This window comes from Vibrio sp. ED004 (genome assembly GCF_023206395.1).
In the GTDB taxonomy this organism is placed as follows: domain Bacteria; phylum Pseudomonadota; class Gammaproteobacteria; order Enterobacterales; family Vibrionaceae; genus Vibrio.
This window is the reverse complement of record NZ_CP066150.1, coordinates 1,578,610-1,594,759: the sequence shown is the minus strand read 5'-3', so window position 1 is coordinate 1,594,759 and position 16,150 is coordinate 1,578,610. Positions and strand designations below refer to the sequence as shown.

Genomic DNA, 16,150 nt, shown 5'->3' with positions numbered 1-16,150 from the left:
GCTTTGTATGCTCACCATACTTTCACACCTATCGCGCTATGGTTTCTTACATTTCATTTATTTTTTTGATTGAATTGTTATGTTATAACACTTTTTAAGTTCCTCGTTATAACCGCTAAGTATTTTATGAAGTTCCTCCGTATTGGCCTGATCGTTATTGCTATCAGTGCATTTTCCCTTGCTGCTTTGCTTTCTTTTCACTCCGAGACAGCACCAGAAATCTCTATAAAAATAACACCTTATCAAGGTTATCAACCGAATGATGAGGGAGGTGTCGACTCTCAACCGACTCCTAGCTCTTTGGTCAAAGTCCATTATTTTGTGAAAGTTGGCGATACGCTAAGCAACATCTTTTCGTCATGGCAACTGCCTTATGGAACCGTTCAAAAGGTGATGGAAGCGGATCTGGAGTCTTTGAAGCTCGACACAATAAAACCTGGTGACCACCTAGAGTTGCTTTTGGATAGTGACTCTAAAGAACTCGTCGAGCTGATTTTCCATGAAAGTTTGGTAGAGCAAGCTGCCTTTACTCGAAATGACGATGGAAGTTTTGACTACCAATTCAATGAAATTCCTGGCGAATGGAAGGAAAAGCTCTATACGGGCACCGTTCATGGCAGTTTTTCAACGTCAGCATATAAAGCGGGGTTAACTACTAACCAGATAGCCAATATCACCCGCACACTAAAAGACAAAGTCAACTTCGCTCGTGAGCTGAGAGCAGGTGACAGCTTTAATGTATTGGTTAAAGAGCAGTACACGAATGATCACTTAACGGGAAAAACAGAAATTCAAGGTATCTCAATTCAATTAAGAAACCGAGAAGTGGCGGCGTTTTTGGCGCCAGATTGCCTCTTCTACGACAGAGAGGGTAACAGCCTAGAACAAGCGTTCGATAGATACCCTGTAGACAGAAAATTTCGAAGAATTACCTCATCGTTTAACCCTAAACGAAGACACCCAGTGACAGGGCGAATCTCGCCACACAATGGTACTGACTTTGCGACGCCTGTAGGCGCACCCGTATATTCAACGGGTGATGGCCGTGTTGTCGCGCTTCGTGACCACCCTTATGCCGGGAAATATTTGGTGATTGAACATAACAGCGTATACACGACACGTTATCTTCACTTGAGCCGCTTCCTCGTTAAGAAAGGGCAGCAAATTAAGCGAGGTCAGAAAATTGCGCTATCGGGTGCTACTGGTCGTATTACTGGCCCGCACTTGCACTTTGAGGTATTGGTTCGTGGTCGCGCCGTCGATGCAATGAAGGCGAACTTACCAATGGCAAGCTCAATTATGCCTAAAGATAGAAAAGAGTTTTTGGCTCGAATTGCCTCTTTTGATGCCATGATTTCTGAGCCAGCAGATCGTACGAGTTAGAGATATTCAAGCCTAAGTTGGCCAACGAATATAATCACGCCCCTTAGCTAGCGATTTAGCTAAGGGGCGTTTTTCTAGGTAATCACACGATTTAGCGAGTGATTCAGTTAAGCAACCACCACCGCTGTGCCGCTTGCTGAAACCATCAGCATACCATTGCCTGTGCCAAGTACTTCGTAATCAATATCGACACCAACCACCGCGTTGGCACCTGCTTCAATTGCTTTCTGTTCTAACTCTTTGAACGCGTAGTTACGTGCTTTTTCTAATTCTTTCTCGTAGGTACCAGAGCGACCACCCACAAAGTCACGAATTCCTGAGAACATATCTTTGAAAACGTTAACCCCTAGAATGGCTTCTCCAGCAATAACCCCTTTGTAATCGACAATGCGTTTGCCTTCGACAGATTGTGTAGTGGTAATAATCATAGTGGCCTCTGTAAGTTAGATAATTGGTTACTAGTTGAGTTTTGTTTCTGAGCGTGTGAATTCATGTCTTAACCATGTTCTCAGTTTTAGCACACTTTCTTGTTTTAATTTGTTTTTCGGGCAAACAAAGTAGAAATCTTGGTGCGGGTTAGCAACCGGCGTACCCAGTTCAACGAGCATCCCATGGCTGATGTCATCTTTCACAAACAAGCGATGCGTTACTAATACGCCTAATGAACGAATTGCAGCTTGCACAGCTTGAATGGAGACATCGAATGTCAAATTGCTATGGAACGTAGGCATTGGGATTTGGTAATTGTCGCACCACACTTGCCAGTCGTGTTGTCGCCTTGGGTTAAATGCACCAATGGTTGGGTTTTGTTTCACAAGTTGTTCAACGCTTAAATTCATTTGGTTTTTCAATAGTGCAGGGCTGCACACCAATACAAGATCATCGTCACCGAGCTTTTCGCTGTAATACTGATCCCATTCATTCGGTTTGCCGTGAACAAGGGCAATATCGACGCCTTCCTGCTCGATATCAAAAGGGCCGGTCAAGGTGGAAATACGAATATCGAGTGAGGGAGCAAAAGCTTGGAAGTCGGGAACTCGTGGGATCCACCAGTGCATCGCGAGCGAATTGACCATGTTGAGGGTAATGCGGTGGTCGTTAGGCGTTCTGGCAAGCTCTTCGGTTGCCTCTATCACTTGCTCAAGTGCGGGGGCAACTTTGCGGTAATATCGCTTACCTGCGGCATTAAGAACAACACGACGACCGACTCGTTTAAATAGAGGCTTGTTGACTAGTTGTTCTAACGACTTTATCGCTTGGCTTACCGCAGAGTGACTGACATACAACACCCGCGCGGCGTCAGTCATGCTGCCAGTCTCAGCAACAGCTATGAAAGCGTAAACGGATTTAAGCGGAACGAGTTTTTTCATTGGTAAGTTTTCCTTACAGTTATGGTTAATATTACTCGCTATTTTTCATCACGTCACGCCTCTAAAATGGGTGTCATAGGAGGTGATAATTATGTCTGATATTACCAAGGCAACGACTTTCATGTTGTTGTCGACGTTCAGTTTGTCTTTAAGTGGCTTAATGGCCAAGTATCTATCTGAAGCGATGCCCATTTCGTTGTTGAGCTTTGTGCGCTTTTTCTTACCCAGTCTGTTCTTATTTCTTTTTCTTACCTTTTACAAAATCAGCAAGCCGACACGAGAGATGTGGAAGCCTTTGGTGATGCGTGCAATCTTTATGGTGGCGTGTCAGTGGTGCTTCCTCACATCACTGCAAACCTTAACCTTGGTTGAAGGTGTAGTGTTATTCAGTACGGGTCCTTTGTTTATCCCATTGTTAGAAAAATTAATATTTGGAACTAAGATTCATACAACGACCATCGTTTGTTTGGCGATAACCTTTGTTGGCGTAGTGCTGATGGCAGGGGATTGGTCGCAGTTTGAATTTGGATCGGAGTTTTTTAGACCGGCGCTGTTGCTGGGTTTATTGGCGGGCATGTTTAATTCAGGCTCACAAGTCAGCTTATATCGAGCATCCAAGACGAGCCTTTCGCCAGCAGAGCTTAACGCGTGGACGTTTCTAGTTGCGGCAATCATTGTGATTCCTATGGTTGTGTTTACTTCAGTGTCTGCGGCTCCAGAGGTAATTGAAAGCACAGGCAGCTTGTCGGCACTGTTGTCTTTTGATGACTTACGTTGGATAGGGCTGGGCGCACTTGGATTAGCGTTGTTCACCATCAATACGCAGATCTTCCGTTCGAAAGCGTACAAGTTGGCAGACAGTGGCTCCCAATTAGCACCTCTGATTTTTACTAACATGCTGTTTAGTGCGTTATGGCAGGGCTTGTTCTTTGATGATGTATTTTCTACTCAGCAGATGATTGGCATTAACCTAATTGTCGTGGCGAGCATCACCAATACATTGCTGGCAAAAAGACACAGCAAGGCGAAAGCCAACCAGAGACCGCACACCACAATGGTGGTAGCGAATAAAGCGGTGTTGGACTCTGCAGCTAAAAGCTAACCAATGAGCTTATGAAACTTATCCTCTGAATGGTTAGCCTAAAACAATGAGCGTATGTACTCTTTAACTCGTTCAATGTGCTGGTTCTGGTCGATCTCACAGCGCTGGTTAGCTTCAAGGAATCGCTCAGCGTATTTGTCATAGATTTTGTTTTCTAAGAACAGTAAATACAGTTTTGGATCGATATGCCCGCTGGTGGCCATGTCGGTCATGATGTTGAGTGATTCGCTGAGCAACTTGCCTTTCTTATATGGTCTATCGCTTGAAGTAAGGGCCTCAAACACATCGGCAATTGCCATCGCTCTAGACGGCAGTGGCAGTTGGTCTTCGTTCAAGCCTCTTGGGTAGCCCTTGCCATCAATGCGTTCGTGGTGACCGCTAGCGATATCTGGGATGTTCTTGAGGTAAGAAGGGTAAGGGAGCTTGTTGAGCATGGTGAAGGTCTGAATAATATGGTCGTTGATCATAAAGCGTTCTTCATCGTTTAAGGTACCACGACGTACTTTCAAATTGTGCAGTTCACCTTGATTGTATTTGACCTCTCCGGGCTTGAGCACAAACGCTTCTTGCCACACATCTGCCGGGTTAAAGCCATTGTCCCAAGGTATTTTATGCTCGGGTTTGTCAGCAAGTAGAGGCTCCATGACTGGCAAAGCCTGTTCTGTATTTGCGGGCTCAGTTTGACCTTTCTCTGTCGTGTCTTGTTGTGTACGGAATCTCTCTTTTTCAGACCAAGATAAACCGAGTTGGTCGTCCAATGTGCGCTTCCATTGGCGTTTGGCTATTTGATCTAAGCGTTCTAGCTGCTCTTCCGTCATCGATTCGCCACCAAGGTTACACTCCGCAACAAAGGTAAACTCCTCATCCAGTTCGGACAGGCTTTGCTCGAGTATTTTGAGTTGTTCTTCTTGTAGCGCACCGTTCGCTATTGCTTTCCAGTAGTCGGTTTCTGCTTGCTGTTTCAACAACTCAAAACGCATTCGCACTTCGTGGATTCGGTCGTAAATCGTTTCCAGTTTTGTTGCCTTGTCTACCACATATTCAGGCGTAGTCACCTTGCCGCAGTCATGAAGCCATGCAGCGAGCATCAACTCTTCCCACTGCTTATTATCTAATGAAAATTGCGGGTAATAACGGTCATCATCAATCGTGGCTTGTGTTAGCCACTTGGTCAGTTCTGGGACTCTTTGGCAATGGCCACCGGTGTAAGGTGATTTGGTATCAATCGCCGATGCAATCAACTCGATGAAAGCGTTGAGCATATTTTTCTGTTGCTGCATTTGGTCGATATTATCTTTAGCTATTTCCGCAAAGCTGAGCAGCTCTCTTAAAAAGGCATGCTTGTCGGCCTGTATCTTGGTGATCGGTCTTTCATAGCCAATCGCCACAATGCCCACCAACAGCTTTTCACGGTTTAAAAGCGGGAACAGATACAGGTCTGAATTGAAGATAGAATCCTGATAATAGTTAAGAACGTTATCTTCTCGATTAAGGTGGATCGTCTCTCCAGATTTAAGCTGACACAGTAACCAAGGGGTATGCTTGATGAAGTCATTGATGTCCGCTTTAAAAGGAATAATGGCGAGATTAGCAGCCGTATCAAACACATCTTTTTCTTCTGATTGAGTGAAAAGCACGATGGTTTCAGCTTTGGTAATTAAATAACTTTGGTGAGCAATGTTCTTAGCGAGTATCGAAAATTCCTGATTACCCGCCGTGTCTCGAAGTAGGGTGATTAAATCATGAAGTGTATGCTCCATGAGCTCGATAGAGTGGGTGAGGTTCGCTACTTCTTGAATCATGCTTTTGGGATAGTGGGTTCGTCTGAAATCAAATCGCGCAATGTTGTCTGTGAGTTGCATGAGTGTATTGAGTGGTTGAGATAAGCGATTCGCCACAAACCATACGATGCCGAAACAGATAAACAACATACCAATTGCAACAGCCACTTGCTTATCACGCATGGAGATGAGGTCAGCCAGCAGATCATTGTGTGGTGTTGCTTCTGCCAAATATAGCGTGACATGTTGAGTGAGCTCAACCGGAGTTAAGGTCAGTGCCCATGTGTTCAGGTTGTACTCTACGTTTTTTAGGTTGAGACTAAATTTCTGCTCATCTGAGATTAGTGGGCCCAAAACAGATGCTTTTAACGCATCCATTTGGTCTCGTTTAGGGATGTTGAAGAAGCTTTGTTCTTGCTCACTACCAGAGAGTTTACCTGTGCTTTGCCCATTACTAATGTTGGCATTTCTAGCTTCGAGTGTGAGGTTCGAGGTCGTTAAATTAAGTTGATGTTGACCAAGAAGGTTAAAGTGTTGGTCAAATAGAGCGAGTCTGGTTTGTGGAGAATAAGCCAGCTCACTGATCTGAGAAGAGAGTGAACTGAGCGTGAAGTCAGCGCCTACCACATGCTTGCCATCTGCCGAGCGCCTAGAAAGTGTAATACCGTTGGTTTGCAGGAAATAGAACAGATAGGGTTCAGAGAGTTGTATTGAGCCGTCTGGTTTGGCGTTACGAAACCAAGGTCGAGTGGTTGGGTTGAACTTACTCTCGGCTTGCATGGTGCTGATCACTTGGTGCGCACCGTCTAAAAAGGTAATGAAGTTTTCGCCGTCTAGATTGGTACTGCTGACCATCATGGTCGCTTTGGCGGGTGCATTGTTGTCGGCTCTTTGTTTGTTGGTGCTTAATGGGCGAAAAATTCTAAATTCGCCATCCTCGGAGCCGTAGAACAGAGCGACTAAGTTAGTATTTTGTTTGAAGATGATATCGACCGAAGCCAACCAAGACTCCTTTTCAACCGAAGAGGTTTGTTGAGCCACAAACGGGCTAACTGCCATTACGTTTAAGGTGGTGATGACAGGAGCAATGGCTTGTTTAAATACCGATTCCAACTTATCACGATGTTCATTATTGACCTCGCGCACTGTGCCTAACAACAACTCTTGAGAATGCCGATAGCTTATTGATATCAATACCGCACCGACAAAGGTTGTCAAAATTAAGAAAAGGCTAGTGATGTGGATACTCAGCGGATATCGTCTTCGTCTCATCAAACACTCCAACTTGTGAATTGGTTTAAGTATTGACGAACTTGAGTAGGTTGCAAAAAATTGGCTCAATTACCGGTTTTGCATGGAATACCTGGAGGAGAGGCGCTCTATCAGTTCTATCGTGCGGCGCAAACGAAGTAATAATAAAGCCTTACGTTTTGGTGCTAATTGTCACTTTCAACTGATAAACTGATTAAATTGTTGCCACGAGGCACTCCTTTTCAGAAAGCGGTTCAGGGATACCTTTTTGAAAAACGTTTAGAGACCAAGCTAGAGGGCATTGTTTCATGGAACTCAAAGTAGATACTCACACCCACACATACGCAAGTGGTCATGCATACAGCACGCTTATCGAGAATGCTAAGTCGGCAAAACAAAATGGCTTAGACATGTTTTGCACTACCGACCATTCAGAGTCGATGCCGGGCGCGCCACATTATTGGTTCTTCAGCAATCAGCGTGTGCTTCCTCGTTTTATCGAAGACGTTGCGATTATCCGCGGCGTGGAATCAAACATCATGAACACACAGGGTGAAATCGATATTCATCCGAGCGTGGATAAGAACCTAGATTGGGTGATTGCCAGCTTCCACGAGCCAGTATTTCGTCCATCAGATGTCGCCACTCATACAGAGGCGCTGTTGAATGTGATTAAGGGCGGTCGAATCGATGCGCTTGGCCACTTAGGCAACCCAAATTTTGATTTCGATTTCGAAGCTGTGATTGAATGCGCAGTCCAACATAACGTCGCTATCGAAATCAACAACACCACGCTAAAAGGCAATAGCCGTGTTGGTAGTGTCGACCGCTGTTTCGAGATTGCAAGAGTTGCGAAAGCGAAAGGGGCGTTCATTACTACCGGAAGTGATGCGCATTTCTGCCAAGACGTGGGCGGGCTGGATCTTGTGTCTTCACTGCTTGATGAAGTGGGCGTGGATTCGAGTAAGGTGGTCACCCATTCGCCAAAGCAATTCTTGTCATTTTTGGCGTTGCGTGGTCGTAATGAAATCCCAGAATACTCAGCTCTTGCTTAAGAGAATGTCGGTGGGTTTGCATTTCGACACAATCAATTTTTGTGCCTAGCGGATTTTTGTATACACTAGCCGAAAATAATAAAGTCGAAGTGCCGCAATAACGATGGCGCTATCTTCAAAGACATCGCTTCACCTGGAGAAACAATGAAAACTCGCTCAATCCTTTTATCTGGTTTAATCGCTGCTTCGCTATTGTCTGGCAACGCTTTTGCTAATGTTGACCTTAAGAAAAACATGCAAGAAATGAAGCTTGCATTTAAACAAGCGGCAGAAGCTCAAAACATTGAAGAGATGCAAAAACCTATCGTACGAATTGATACGCTAGTTGCTGAGCTCAAAACGGGTGTTTACCCAATTGAGAAAGAAGAACACTTCATGGAAGGTTTCAAAAAGATCAGTGCATCGATTGATAGCATTGAACAGAAGCTAGACCAAGGTGAATTTGAATCTGCACAGCAAGAGCTTCGTACTATCGATGGCCTTCGTGAAGAGTATCACGAGAAGCGTAATCCAAGCATTTGGAGCAAGATCTTCGGTTAATTTGCTAATCAATAGAGTTTGCTTGTTAGATACGTATCAAAGAGCAAAACCTTAAGATTTGATTTTTAAAACGCCGCCTTACATTCTTCTTATTAAGAAGTCATAAGGCGGCGTTTTTTATTGTCTTTATTATAAACAGTTTGCTGAGTAGAGTTTCGCCACATTTTCTTGGCTCTTTCGGTGTAACCAGTTTTTAACTAAAAAGAGTGTGCGTTAGCTTCAATTTTTTAACCTGATGTTAATCTTTACGTTTACCTATATATCAAGTGCCTCATAATAAGGGAAATTTATAAAGATTAGGAATAATGCGCCGAACCTCGTTCAATTTCTCCATGTTACTTGCTACAGCATTAAGCTGGGTGCTAGTGACATTAATGCCAGTTATCAATGCTCATGGTAATAGTGCGGGAGTATGGGCGTCGTTATGTACAGTCAACGGCTTTGAACTGGTTCAAATTGAAGAAGGCGAACCCAATACCCACAAAGGTAAGCCGTGTCCCTTTAGCCATTTTTCCACGTTTCACCAAGATGAACTTCCAACTACACTACTGACAACTCGACTGAGTTCTATTGTCTCAGACAGCTACGCTTTTTTGGCTCTAAGCGAACGCTACACGAGGCAAGCCCCACGTGGCCCTCCTTTTGATCTTGCTTATATCTAACCCATTAAAATAATTAAAAAATAAAGTATTAAGTAAAGTTAACCATGCTCAGATTACTTTCTGGTCTTTCAGAAGGTATGTTTGCGTGTGTCAAAGGAAATAATAATGTTGAGAAATGAATCTCAAGATACTGCGAAAGCACAAGCTAATTCGCAGTCTAAAAGCAGTGCAAAAACGAAAGACCGCAATAAAACTCTCTACTTCCTCACTTGGCGCTGGCACTTCTATGCTGGGCTATTCGTTATCCCGTTTATGTTAATGCTAAGCATTACAGGCTTGGTGATGCTGTTTGATGATGAAATCGAACTCGCTTTCCATCACGATGCGATTGAGATTGTTGCATCGGGCGAACCTATCAAGGTGTCACAACAATTATCTGCCGTACAAAATCAATACCCACAAGATTCGGTGACACAATTTGTACCGAGTAAAGCGCCTGATCTGGCCAACCGTTTTTCGGTAGCACTTGAAGATGGGACGTCCGCTTTCGCCACGGTGAATCAATACACTGGCGAAGTGGTCGGAGAAATTCCACGCAGCGATAGCCTGTATCAACTCGCGAATGACATCCATGGCACTTTGTTGATTGGTGATTGGGGTGATTACCTCATTGAGGTTGCAATCAGCTTGTCGATCCTTCTGTTAGTGAGTGGAATCTATTTATGGCTTCCTCGAGATAACGCAAGCCGTGCTGGTTTTCTTAAGCTTAGATTTACCTCAGGAACACGTGTTTTAATGCGTGACCTGCATGCGAACATCGGTGGAACACTATCATTCATTCTTCTGTTATTTATTCTATCGGGATTATCATGGACCGGCTTTTGGGGCGGTAAGCTTGTTCAAGCGTGGAGCACTTTTCCTGCTCAAATGTGGGACGATATTCCTCTGTCTAGCGAAACGCATGCTTCTTTAAATCACGGGTCCGAAGAGGAAATGCCTTGGAACCTAGAGCAAACTCCACTGCCTTTGTCTCAAGATAAGCCGTCAGAACACGTCCACAAAGTAGAAGAAGCGTCTGAAGATCATGATCATTCTAAGATGGGTGAGGATCATTCTCAGCATGTATTATCTGCGAGTAATTTCTCGATTGATGATGTGATAGCAAAAGCTCGAGCTCTTGGTTTTACGCAGTATAAAGTCAATTTCCCGCGCTCAGAAACGGGCGTTTACACCGTGGCTGCCAATACCATGGGAGGTGATATCATCGATCCAACCCTAGATCGCACGACTCACCTCGACCAATATTCAGGACGTATTCTAGGAGAGGTGACGTGGCAAGATTACAACTTATTCGCCAAAACCTTAGCCGTCGGTATTTCTCTGCACCAAGGTGACATCAGCATCATCAACAAGCTTCTAAATGCGTTGTTCTGCATTGCGTTCGTCGTGGTGTCGGTGACTGGTGGTGTGATGTGGTGGATGCGCAGACCTTCAGGCCAAAGAAAGCTTGGGACGCCACCGAAGTTTGGTGATGCAGGCTTATGGAAAGCAGGCTTAGTGACGGTGGTTGTTATTTCGGTTCTGTTTCCACTCGCGGGTGCAACGATTGTGACTGCAATGCTATTGGATTGGTTACTGTTTTCACGCGTTGAGAGATTTAAGACGGCATTGAGTTAATTGATATAAAAACTGACCTTCTTTCTGAGGAGGTCAGTTTCATTAATCAGATGGGTGATTCCTTTGTGAGGAATACTTTAGACTTGATTCAGCTCTAGATTTGATAAAGCTTTAGATCTGATAAAGCTCTAGCGGCAGGCCGTCTGGGTCTGAAAAAAACGTAAAAGCTTTACCTGTAAACTCGTCAACTCGAATCGGTTCGACTTCGATTTCTTGTGCTTCTAAATAGCTTTTGGCATGTTGAACGTCATCTACACAAAAAGCTAAGTGTCTTAGCCCTTGAGCCTCAGGAAAGCTAGGCCTTTCCGGTGCATTAGGGAAACTGAACAATTCTATTTGAGCACCATTCGGCAGTGCTAAATCAAGTTTGTACGATTGGCGCGCTTCGCGATAATTCTCTGCAATCACTTCAAGCTTTAAAATTTCCGTATAAAAGCGTTTAGAAAATTCGTAGTCTGAGCAAATAATGGCGGCGTGGTGTATTCCTTTCAGCATCAGTTTATTTCTCCTGCCAACTTGTCACCTAAGTGCTCCATCGCGTAATCAATGAATACACGCAATCGAGCGGGCATGTACTTGGTTTGAGCAAACTGCATCGCGATAGCGCCATGGTAATTACTCTTGATGGTCCAATCTTCTAATACTTGCACCACAGAACCTTCAGTTAATGCATCTTGAATAACAAAGTCGTGGAAAATACCTACGCCAAGGCCTTCTTTCACGCCTTTGAGTCGCATTTGGGAGTGGTTTACCGCGTAACGGCCACTAACGGATACCGTGTGGAATTCATCGTCTTTCAAGAAGTCCCAAATGTGGTCTTTGTCTGTCTCTGCAAGGTATAAACAGTCGTGCTGAGAAAGTTCGGTAGGGTGGTGAGGAATTCCTTTGGCATTTAGATAGTCGGGGCACGCACATAACACGAGGTTTGTCTTTCCAAGCTCTTTCAAAACCAAACTTTCATCGGGCTTATCGGTAAGGCGAAATGCGATGTCGATGCCTTGGCGCAATATGTCGATGTCGCCATCAGCAGCTCTTAACTTGAGTTGAATTTCGGGATACTGATTTAAGAATGGAACAACGAAAGGCTGCAATACTGAGTTCAAGAAAGCTTCTGGTGCCGCTACTGTTATAGAGCCCGCAGGTTCAGTGTGATCAGAGGTAGACAGTTCAACCGCTTGCTGCGCCGCATTAATCATAACCACGCTTTGGTCGTAAACCAGTTGGCCTGCTTGCGTGATGATCAATGTACGAGTTGTACGTTCAAATAGCTTCACTGAGAGTGCTTTTTCTAAACGTGTGATTAGCTTACTCAACGCTGAGGGTGTCACCCCTAACTGTTTTGCTGCCGCAGTAAAGCTCCCTTTATTAACCACTAAGATGAACGAGGCGAGATCAGGAAGTAGGGCGATGAGTTTGGGGTTGACCATAAGTATCCAGTTAAACAAGTTTCAACGATGAACGTAATGGTTATTGTGAGTGATTCAACTTAATTTGTGAATCAGTTTCATCAATTGGCAAAAGTAAAATTAGTCGTGATGATGTTTAACTATCGATTTGCCTCTTCGTCAACTCAATGTATTTGATTAAATCATCCTACGCCCGGCAACATTTAGACTCATGCGACTTGGTGGATTATCCATCTAACTTACTGTCAATAACTATCTGACATAGCCATACCAAATATTACAAACTCGCGACATTAAAGCCGATATTATTCAAGAACTTTATGTTCATAAGGTGGTCACAAGACTACATAAAAATAATTGGAATCAATAATGGCAAAAACTTGGCTTGTCGCTGCTGTGAGCGTTGCATTACTTGGCGGCGGTGCGTATTTCTATCTGCAATCTTCGGCTCAACCAGAGGCGTTTCCGACATTGGCAGTGGAAAAGGGAACCATCGAGAAACAAGCGGTGGCAGTCGGCAATATTGTCCCTGCACACTCGGTCTCTATTAAGTCACAAATCGATGGCATCGTGGGTGAGATGTACGTTCAGGTCGGTGAAAAGGTCAAGCAAGGCCAACCATTGATTAAGGTTCGTCCGAACCCTACGCCACAAGCATTAACCGACGCATCAACAGATCTAATGCGCAGCGAAGCGGACCTCGAATCAGCCAAACAAAAGCTCGCCAACCTAGAAAGCTTGGTGAAGCAAGACATCATTCCAAAGAATTACGATGAATACGTTAGTGCGCGTTCAACCGTGAAATCGGCTCAAGCGAACGTACTGCAAAAACGCCAAAACCTCGAATTAATTCGCAGCGGTGAAGCTTCCATTGGTGACGCTCGTTTAACCTCAACCATTTACGCACCAATTGATGGCACAGTATTAAACCGCAAAGTCGAAGTCGGTGAGCCAATCATCTCAACCGAATCTAGCCAAGCCGCGACAGAAATGATGTCTCTGGCTGACATGAACAGTCTGATCTTCAAAGGTAGTGTGAGCGAGCATGATGCCGCGCAGCTTTCTCCGGGTATGCCAGTTCTACTGACCGTGGCGCCGTATCCTGATGTGGAAATCTCTGGTGTGCTAACCAAAGTGGCGATTCAATCAGAAAACCTTAACTCGCCAGAAGGCAATGCCTCTGCAAAAAGCTTCGATAACGGATTTGAGGTCGAAGTGGGTGAGCTGAAGATCCCGAAAGAAGTGTTGCTGCGTTCGGGCTTTTCATCAACGGCACAAATCACACTGAAGAAATCTGAGAACGTATTAACCTTGCCAGAACGAGCGCTGCAATTTGATGGCGACACGCCAAACGTATTAATTCCTGATAGTTCAGAACAAGGCTTCCACAAACAGGAAGTGAAGCTAGGCTTGTCGGACGGTATCAATGTAGAAGTGTTAGAAGGTGTTGAGCTAGATGAAGAGATCATCGATAACAGCATGATGATGGGATCTGCACATGGCTAAGCTGCACTTATCTAAAATTGGTGTTGCGATATTAGCGGCAACACTCAGCTTACCAAGCTATGCAATTTCGATTGAACAAGCGTGGCAGCAGGCAAAGCAAAATGACCCGAACTACGAGAAAGCCAAAATTGGCGTTCAACTCGGTGAAGTGGGTGTGGATGCAAGCCGCAGCTCACTCTTACCCGGCTTAAGTGCGACGGCTTCGGCGAATTGGAATGAATCCACTGACAATACCAACAGTTATGGCGCATCGCTTTCTCAAACTATTTGGGACAGCAGCTTGTGGTCAGATTTGGATCAAGCCAATGCCAACTACATTAAAGCTCAGCTAGAGCTCGCTCAGTCACACAATGAACTAGCCAAAAGGTTGCTTTCATCGTATTTGGATGTCGCGAGTGCACAAGGGGATTTGCAGTTGGCGCAATCCAAGTTGGAAGAAGGTAATAAACTGCTGAAGATCATCGAGAAGCGTTACCTCGCGGGTAAAGTGAAATCCGTTGATGTCGAGGAGATCCGTGCGACACAAGTTGCCGATAAAGCCGGTATTTTGAATGCGCGCTCAGATCTAGAAGTCAAACGAGCAGAGCTGGCTGCTTTGATCAACCAAGTTCCACAAGGCGTTGATCAAATTCGCACTGACTCCCTTGTCCAACCGCCAATGATGGTGGAATCACAAGAGCAATGGTTAAAGCTTGCTAAAGACAGTAGCCCAGAGTTGCTGGTGGCAGCACAGAATGTGAAAGCCAGCGAGTTTGCCAAAGACTCAGCTCAAGGCGGTTATTACCCAACGGTGAAAGGCAATGTCGGATATAACGATGATGACCGACGTAAAGACGGTGAATTCAGCGCTGGCATTACTCTCAGTGTTCCTATTGACTTGAATGGCGCAACGCGTGCCAGAGTGGACGAAGCGTCACTCAATACCTTCAGTGCAAAACAAGACTTACGTAAAGTCGAAATCGACATCCAAAAGCGCGTGATTCAGCAGTTTACTCAAGTCGACATTAACTGGAACCAAGTTTTAATGGCGGACGAATTGGTTACTTCTCGTGAGAAAGTGTTGCGCAGCAAAGAGAAACTTTACGATGCAGGTATGTTAGAAGTCTCGGAAGTGATTAGTGCGCACAACAGCTTGTTTGAGGCGAAAAATAGCCTGCAAAACAATCTGTACAACTACTGGCGTCAGCGTATCGGCTTGTTGCAAACCGCAGGTAAGTTAGATGACGACACCATGGTACTGATCTCCCGAGCATTTAACTCATGACCCGTCTATTGCAGCAAACATGGCAAACACTTCTGGCGCATCGCGTGAAGAGCATGCTGGCCATCGTGGCTATTGCTTGGGGGGTAATTTCAGTTGTGGTGTTGATTGCATTGGGTGAAGGTTTTTATCGCCATCAAACTCAGCAGTTGTCATTTATGGTCAACAATGTGCAAGTCGCCTTTCCGTCGAGCACCAGCAAACCTTGGCATGGCTTACCCCTGAGACGCCAGATCCAGATTCCGCAGGATAAGGTCGATATGATCGAACAATCGGGTTTTGTGAAACAAGCATCTAGCGTTTATGCCAAGTGGGATGCGAACGTCACCAATGAAAAAGGGCAGAACCTGACAAGCTTCGTCAGTGGCATTGATTCCCATTACTTCTCGTTGATTCAACGTAAGTTGGTGTCGGGTTCGCGTAACCTTTCACCCAGTGATATTGCCAACCACACCCGCGTTGCGATTTTGGGGGATCAAGTCGCTAGGATGGGGGGAATTCATGTCGGGCAAACCACCAAAGTCAATGGCATTCCATTTTTGGTGATCGGCATTATGAAAGACGAAGATGCGGGCATTTCATTTGGTGATAGCCGCAGAGTTTTTATTCCTCATACTACGTATCTTGATTTGTGGGATGCTAAACCCTGGATGCTGCTACTCAAGCCTGTCGACGGTATGGATAGCAATGCATTCCGACAAGCCATCGTAAACTTTTATGCCAAACAATTACACTTTGACCCGACCGATAAAGAAGCGATTAACTTGCCAGACTTTAGCGAGGGAGCGGCGGTGATTACGGGTATTTTCCGCGGCATTCAAATCTTCCTGGGTGCAAGCGGCGCAATGACCATGGCGGTTGGTGCGCTTGGCGTTGCAAACATCATGTTCCTCTCTGTGACAGAGCGAACGCGAGAGATCGGTGTACGCTTGGCGATTGGCGCGACGCAAAAATCCATACTCAGCCAGTTCATCCTTGAAGGATTGTTATTGGTGGCTGTTGGTACCGCAGTTGGCTTAATGGTGGCTTACTTGGTGGTGGCACTGCTTGGGTCTATGCATTTGCCGGATTGGTTAGGTTTTCCTGTGATTACGGAAGATTCCATTATTTTGTCATTGTTGGTGACTCTCGTTCTAGCGCTGTTGGCGTCTTACTTCCCGGCAAGGCGAGCCTCACGCCTCACCCCCGTAATAGCATTAAGTGCGAGGGCCTAAAT

At 45.1% G+C, this 16,150-nt stretch carries 14 protein-coding genes; 9 read left to right on the top strand and 5 right to left on the bottom strand.

Features of this window, described 5'->3' with window-relative positions:
* The first annotated feature begins 126 nt into the window (after positions 1 to 126).
* Positions 127 to 1,383: a peptidoglycan DD-metalloendopeptidase family protein gene (locus ITG10_RS24475; RefSeq protein ID WP_017629692.1), complete on the top strand. Its 1,257-nt coding sequence runs from the start codon at positions 127 to 129 to the stop codon at positions 1,381 to 1,383.
* Between the two features lie 107 nt (positions 1,384 to 1,490).
* On the opposite strand, the gene ITG10_RS24470 is transcribed toward ITG10_RS24475, so the two are convergent.
* Positions 1,491 to 1,811, bottom strand: coding sequence for a heavy metal-binding domain-containing protein (locus tag ITG10_RS24470; RefSeq protein ID WP_004730185.1), 321 nt, complete (start codon positions 1,809 to 1,811; stop codon positions 1,491 to 1,493).
* A gap of 30 nt (positions 1,812 to 1,841) precedes the next feature.
* Positions 1,842 to 2,753: a LysR substrate-binding domain-containing protein gene (locus tag ITG10_RS24465; RefSeq protein WP_017629691.1), complete on the bottom strand. Its 912-nt coding sequence runs from the start codon at positions 2,751 to 2,753 to the stop codon at positions 1,842 to 1,844.
* Positions 2,754 to 2,844: 91 nt separating this feature from the next.
* On the opposite strand from ITG10_RS24465, the gene ITG10_RS24460 reads away from it, so the two are divergent.
* On the top strand, positions 2,845 to 3,855 hold the full coding sequence (locus ITG10_RS24460; RefSeq protein ID WP_017629690.1) for a DMT family transporter: 1,011 nt from the start codon (positions 2,845 to 2,847) through the stop codon (positions 3,853 to 3,855).
* A 38-nt stretch (positions 3,856 to 3,893) separates the two neighbouring features.
* On the opposite strand, the gene ITG10_RS24455 is transcribed toward ITG10_RS24460, so the two are convergent.
* Positions 3,894 to 6,908: an HD domain-containing phosphohydrolase gene (locus ITG10_RS24455; RefSeq protein WP_026084121.1), complete on the bottom strand. Its 3,015-nt coding sequence runs from the start codon at positions 6,906 to 6,908 to the stop codon at positions 3,894 to 3,896.
* Positions 6,909 to 7,195: 287 nt separating this feature from the next.
* Here ITG10_RS24455 and ITG10_RS24450 point away from each other — a divergent pair, with 287 nt between their 5' ends.
* The 4 genes from ITG10_RS24450 (at position 7,196) to ITG10_RS24435 (ending at position 10,761) form a co-directional block, all read left to right on the top strand.
* Entirely contained in the window at positions 7,196 to 7,942 is a 747-nt protein-coding gene (locus ITG10_RS24450) for a phosphatase (protein ID WP_017629688.1), read from the top strand.
* Between the two features lie 144 nt (positions 7,943 to 8,086).
* Positions 8,087 to 8,482 carry a cytochrome b562 gene (locus tag ITG10_RS24445; protein ID WP_017629687.1) on the top strand — a complete coding sequence of 132 codons (396 nt, stop codon included), beginning with the start codon at positions 8,087 to 8,089 and terminating at the stop codon, positions 8,480 to 8,482.
* 305 nt (positions 8,483 to 8,787) lie between these two features.
* Positions 8,788 to 9,144: a hypothetical protein gene (locus tag ITG10_RS24440; RefSeq protein WP_026084120.1), complete on the top strand. Its 357-nt coding sequence runs from the start codon at positions 8,788 to 8,790 to the stop codon at positions 9,142 to 9,144.
* 105 nt (positions 9,145 to 9,249) lie between these two features.
* Entirely contained in the window at positions 9,250 to 10,761 is a 1,512-nt protein-coding gene (locus tag ITG10_RS24435; RefSeq protein ID WP_017629685.1) for a PepSY domain-containing protein, read from the top strand.
* A 111-nt stretch (positions 10,762 to 10,872) separates the two neighbouring features.
* Here ITG10_RS24435 and ITG10_RS24430 read toward each other — a convergent pair whose 3' ends face one another.
* Together ITG10_RS24430 and ITG10_RS24425 are read right to left on the bottom strand one after the other, a co-directional pair.
* Positions 10,873 to 11,256, bottom strand: coding sequence for a VOC family protein (locus ITG10_RS24430; protein ID WP_017629684.1), 384 nt, complete (start codon positions 11,254 to 11,256; stop codon positions 10,873 to 10,875).
* Positions 11,256 to 12,188 carry a LysR family transcriptional regulator gene (locus ITG10_RS24425; protein WP_017629683.1) on the bottom strand — a complete coding sequence of 311 codons (933 nt, stop codon included), beginning with the start codon at positions 12,186 to 12,188 and terminating at the stop codon, positions 11,256 to 11,258. Before ITG10_RS24425 ends, ITG10_RS24430 begins: the two co-directional genes overlap by 1 nt.
* A 348-nt stretch (positions 12,189 to 12,536) precedes the next feature.
* Here ITG10_RS24425 and ITG10_RS24420 point away from each other — a divergent pair, with 348 nt between their 5' ends.
* From ITG10_RS24420 to ITG10_RS24410, 3 genes are read left to right on the top strand one after another with little or no spacing between them, the layout of a single operon-like run.
* A complete protein-coding gene (locus ITG10_RS24420; RefSeq protein ID WP_017629682.1) occupies positions 12,537 to 13,673 on the top strand; it encodes an efflux RND transporter periplasmic adaptor subunit in 1,137 nt (378 codons plus the stop codon).
* Positions 13,666 to 14,937 carry a TolC family protein gene (locus tag ITG10_RS24415; RefSeq protein ID WP_017629681.1) on the top strand — a complete coding sequence of 424 codons (1,272 nt, stop codon included), beginning with the start codon at positions 13,666 to 13,668 and terminating at the stop codon, positions 14,935 to 14,937. The genes ITG10_RS24420 and ITG10_RS24415 overlap by 8 nt, the downstream gene beginning before the upstream one ends.
* Positions 14,934 to 16,148 (top strand): ABC transporter permease, encoded by a 1,215-nt coding sequence (locus ITG10_RS24410; RefSeq protein ID WP_017629680.1) that lies wholly within the window; start codon positions 14,934 to 14,936, stop codon positions 16,146 to 16,148. Before ITG10_RS24415 ends, ITG10_RS24410 begins: the two co-directional genes overlap by 4 nt.
* The last annotated feature ends 2 nt before the right edge of the window (positions 16,149 to 16,150 follow it).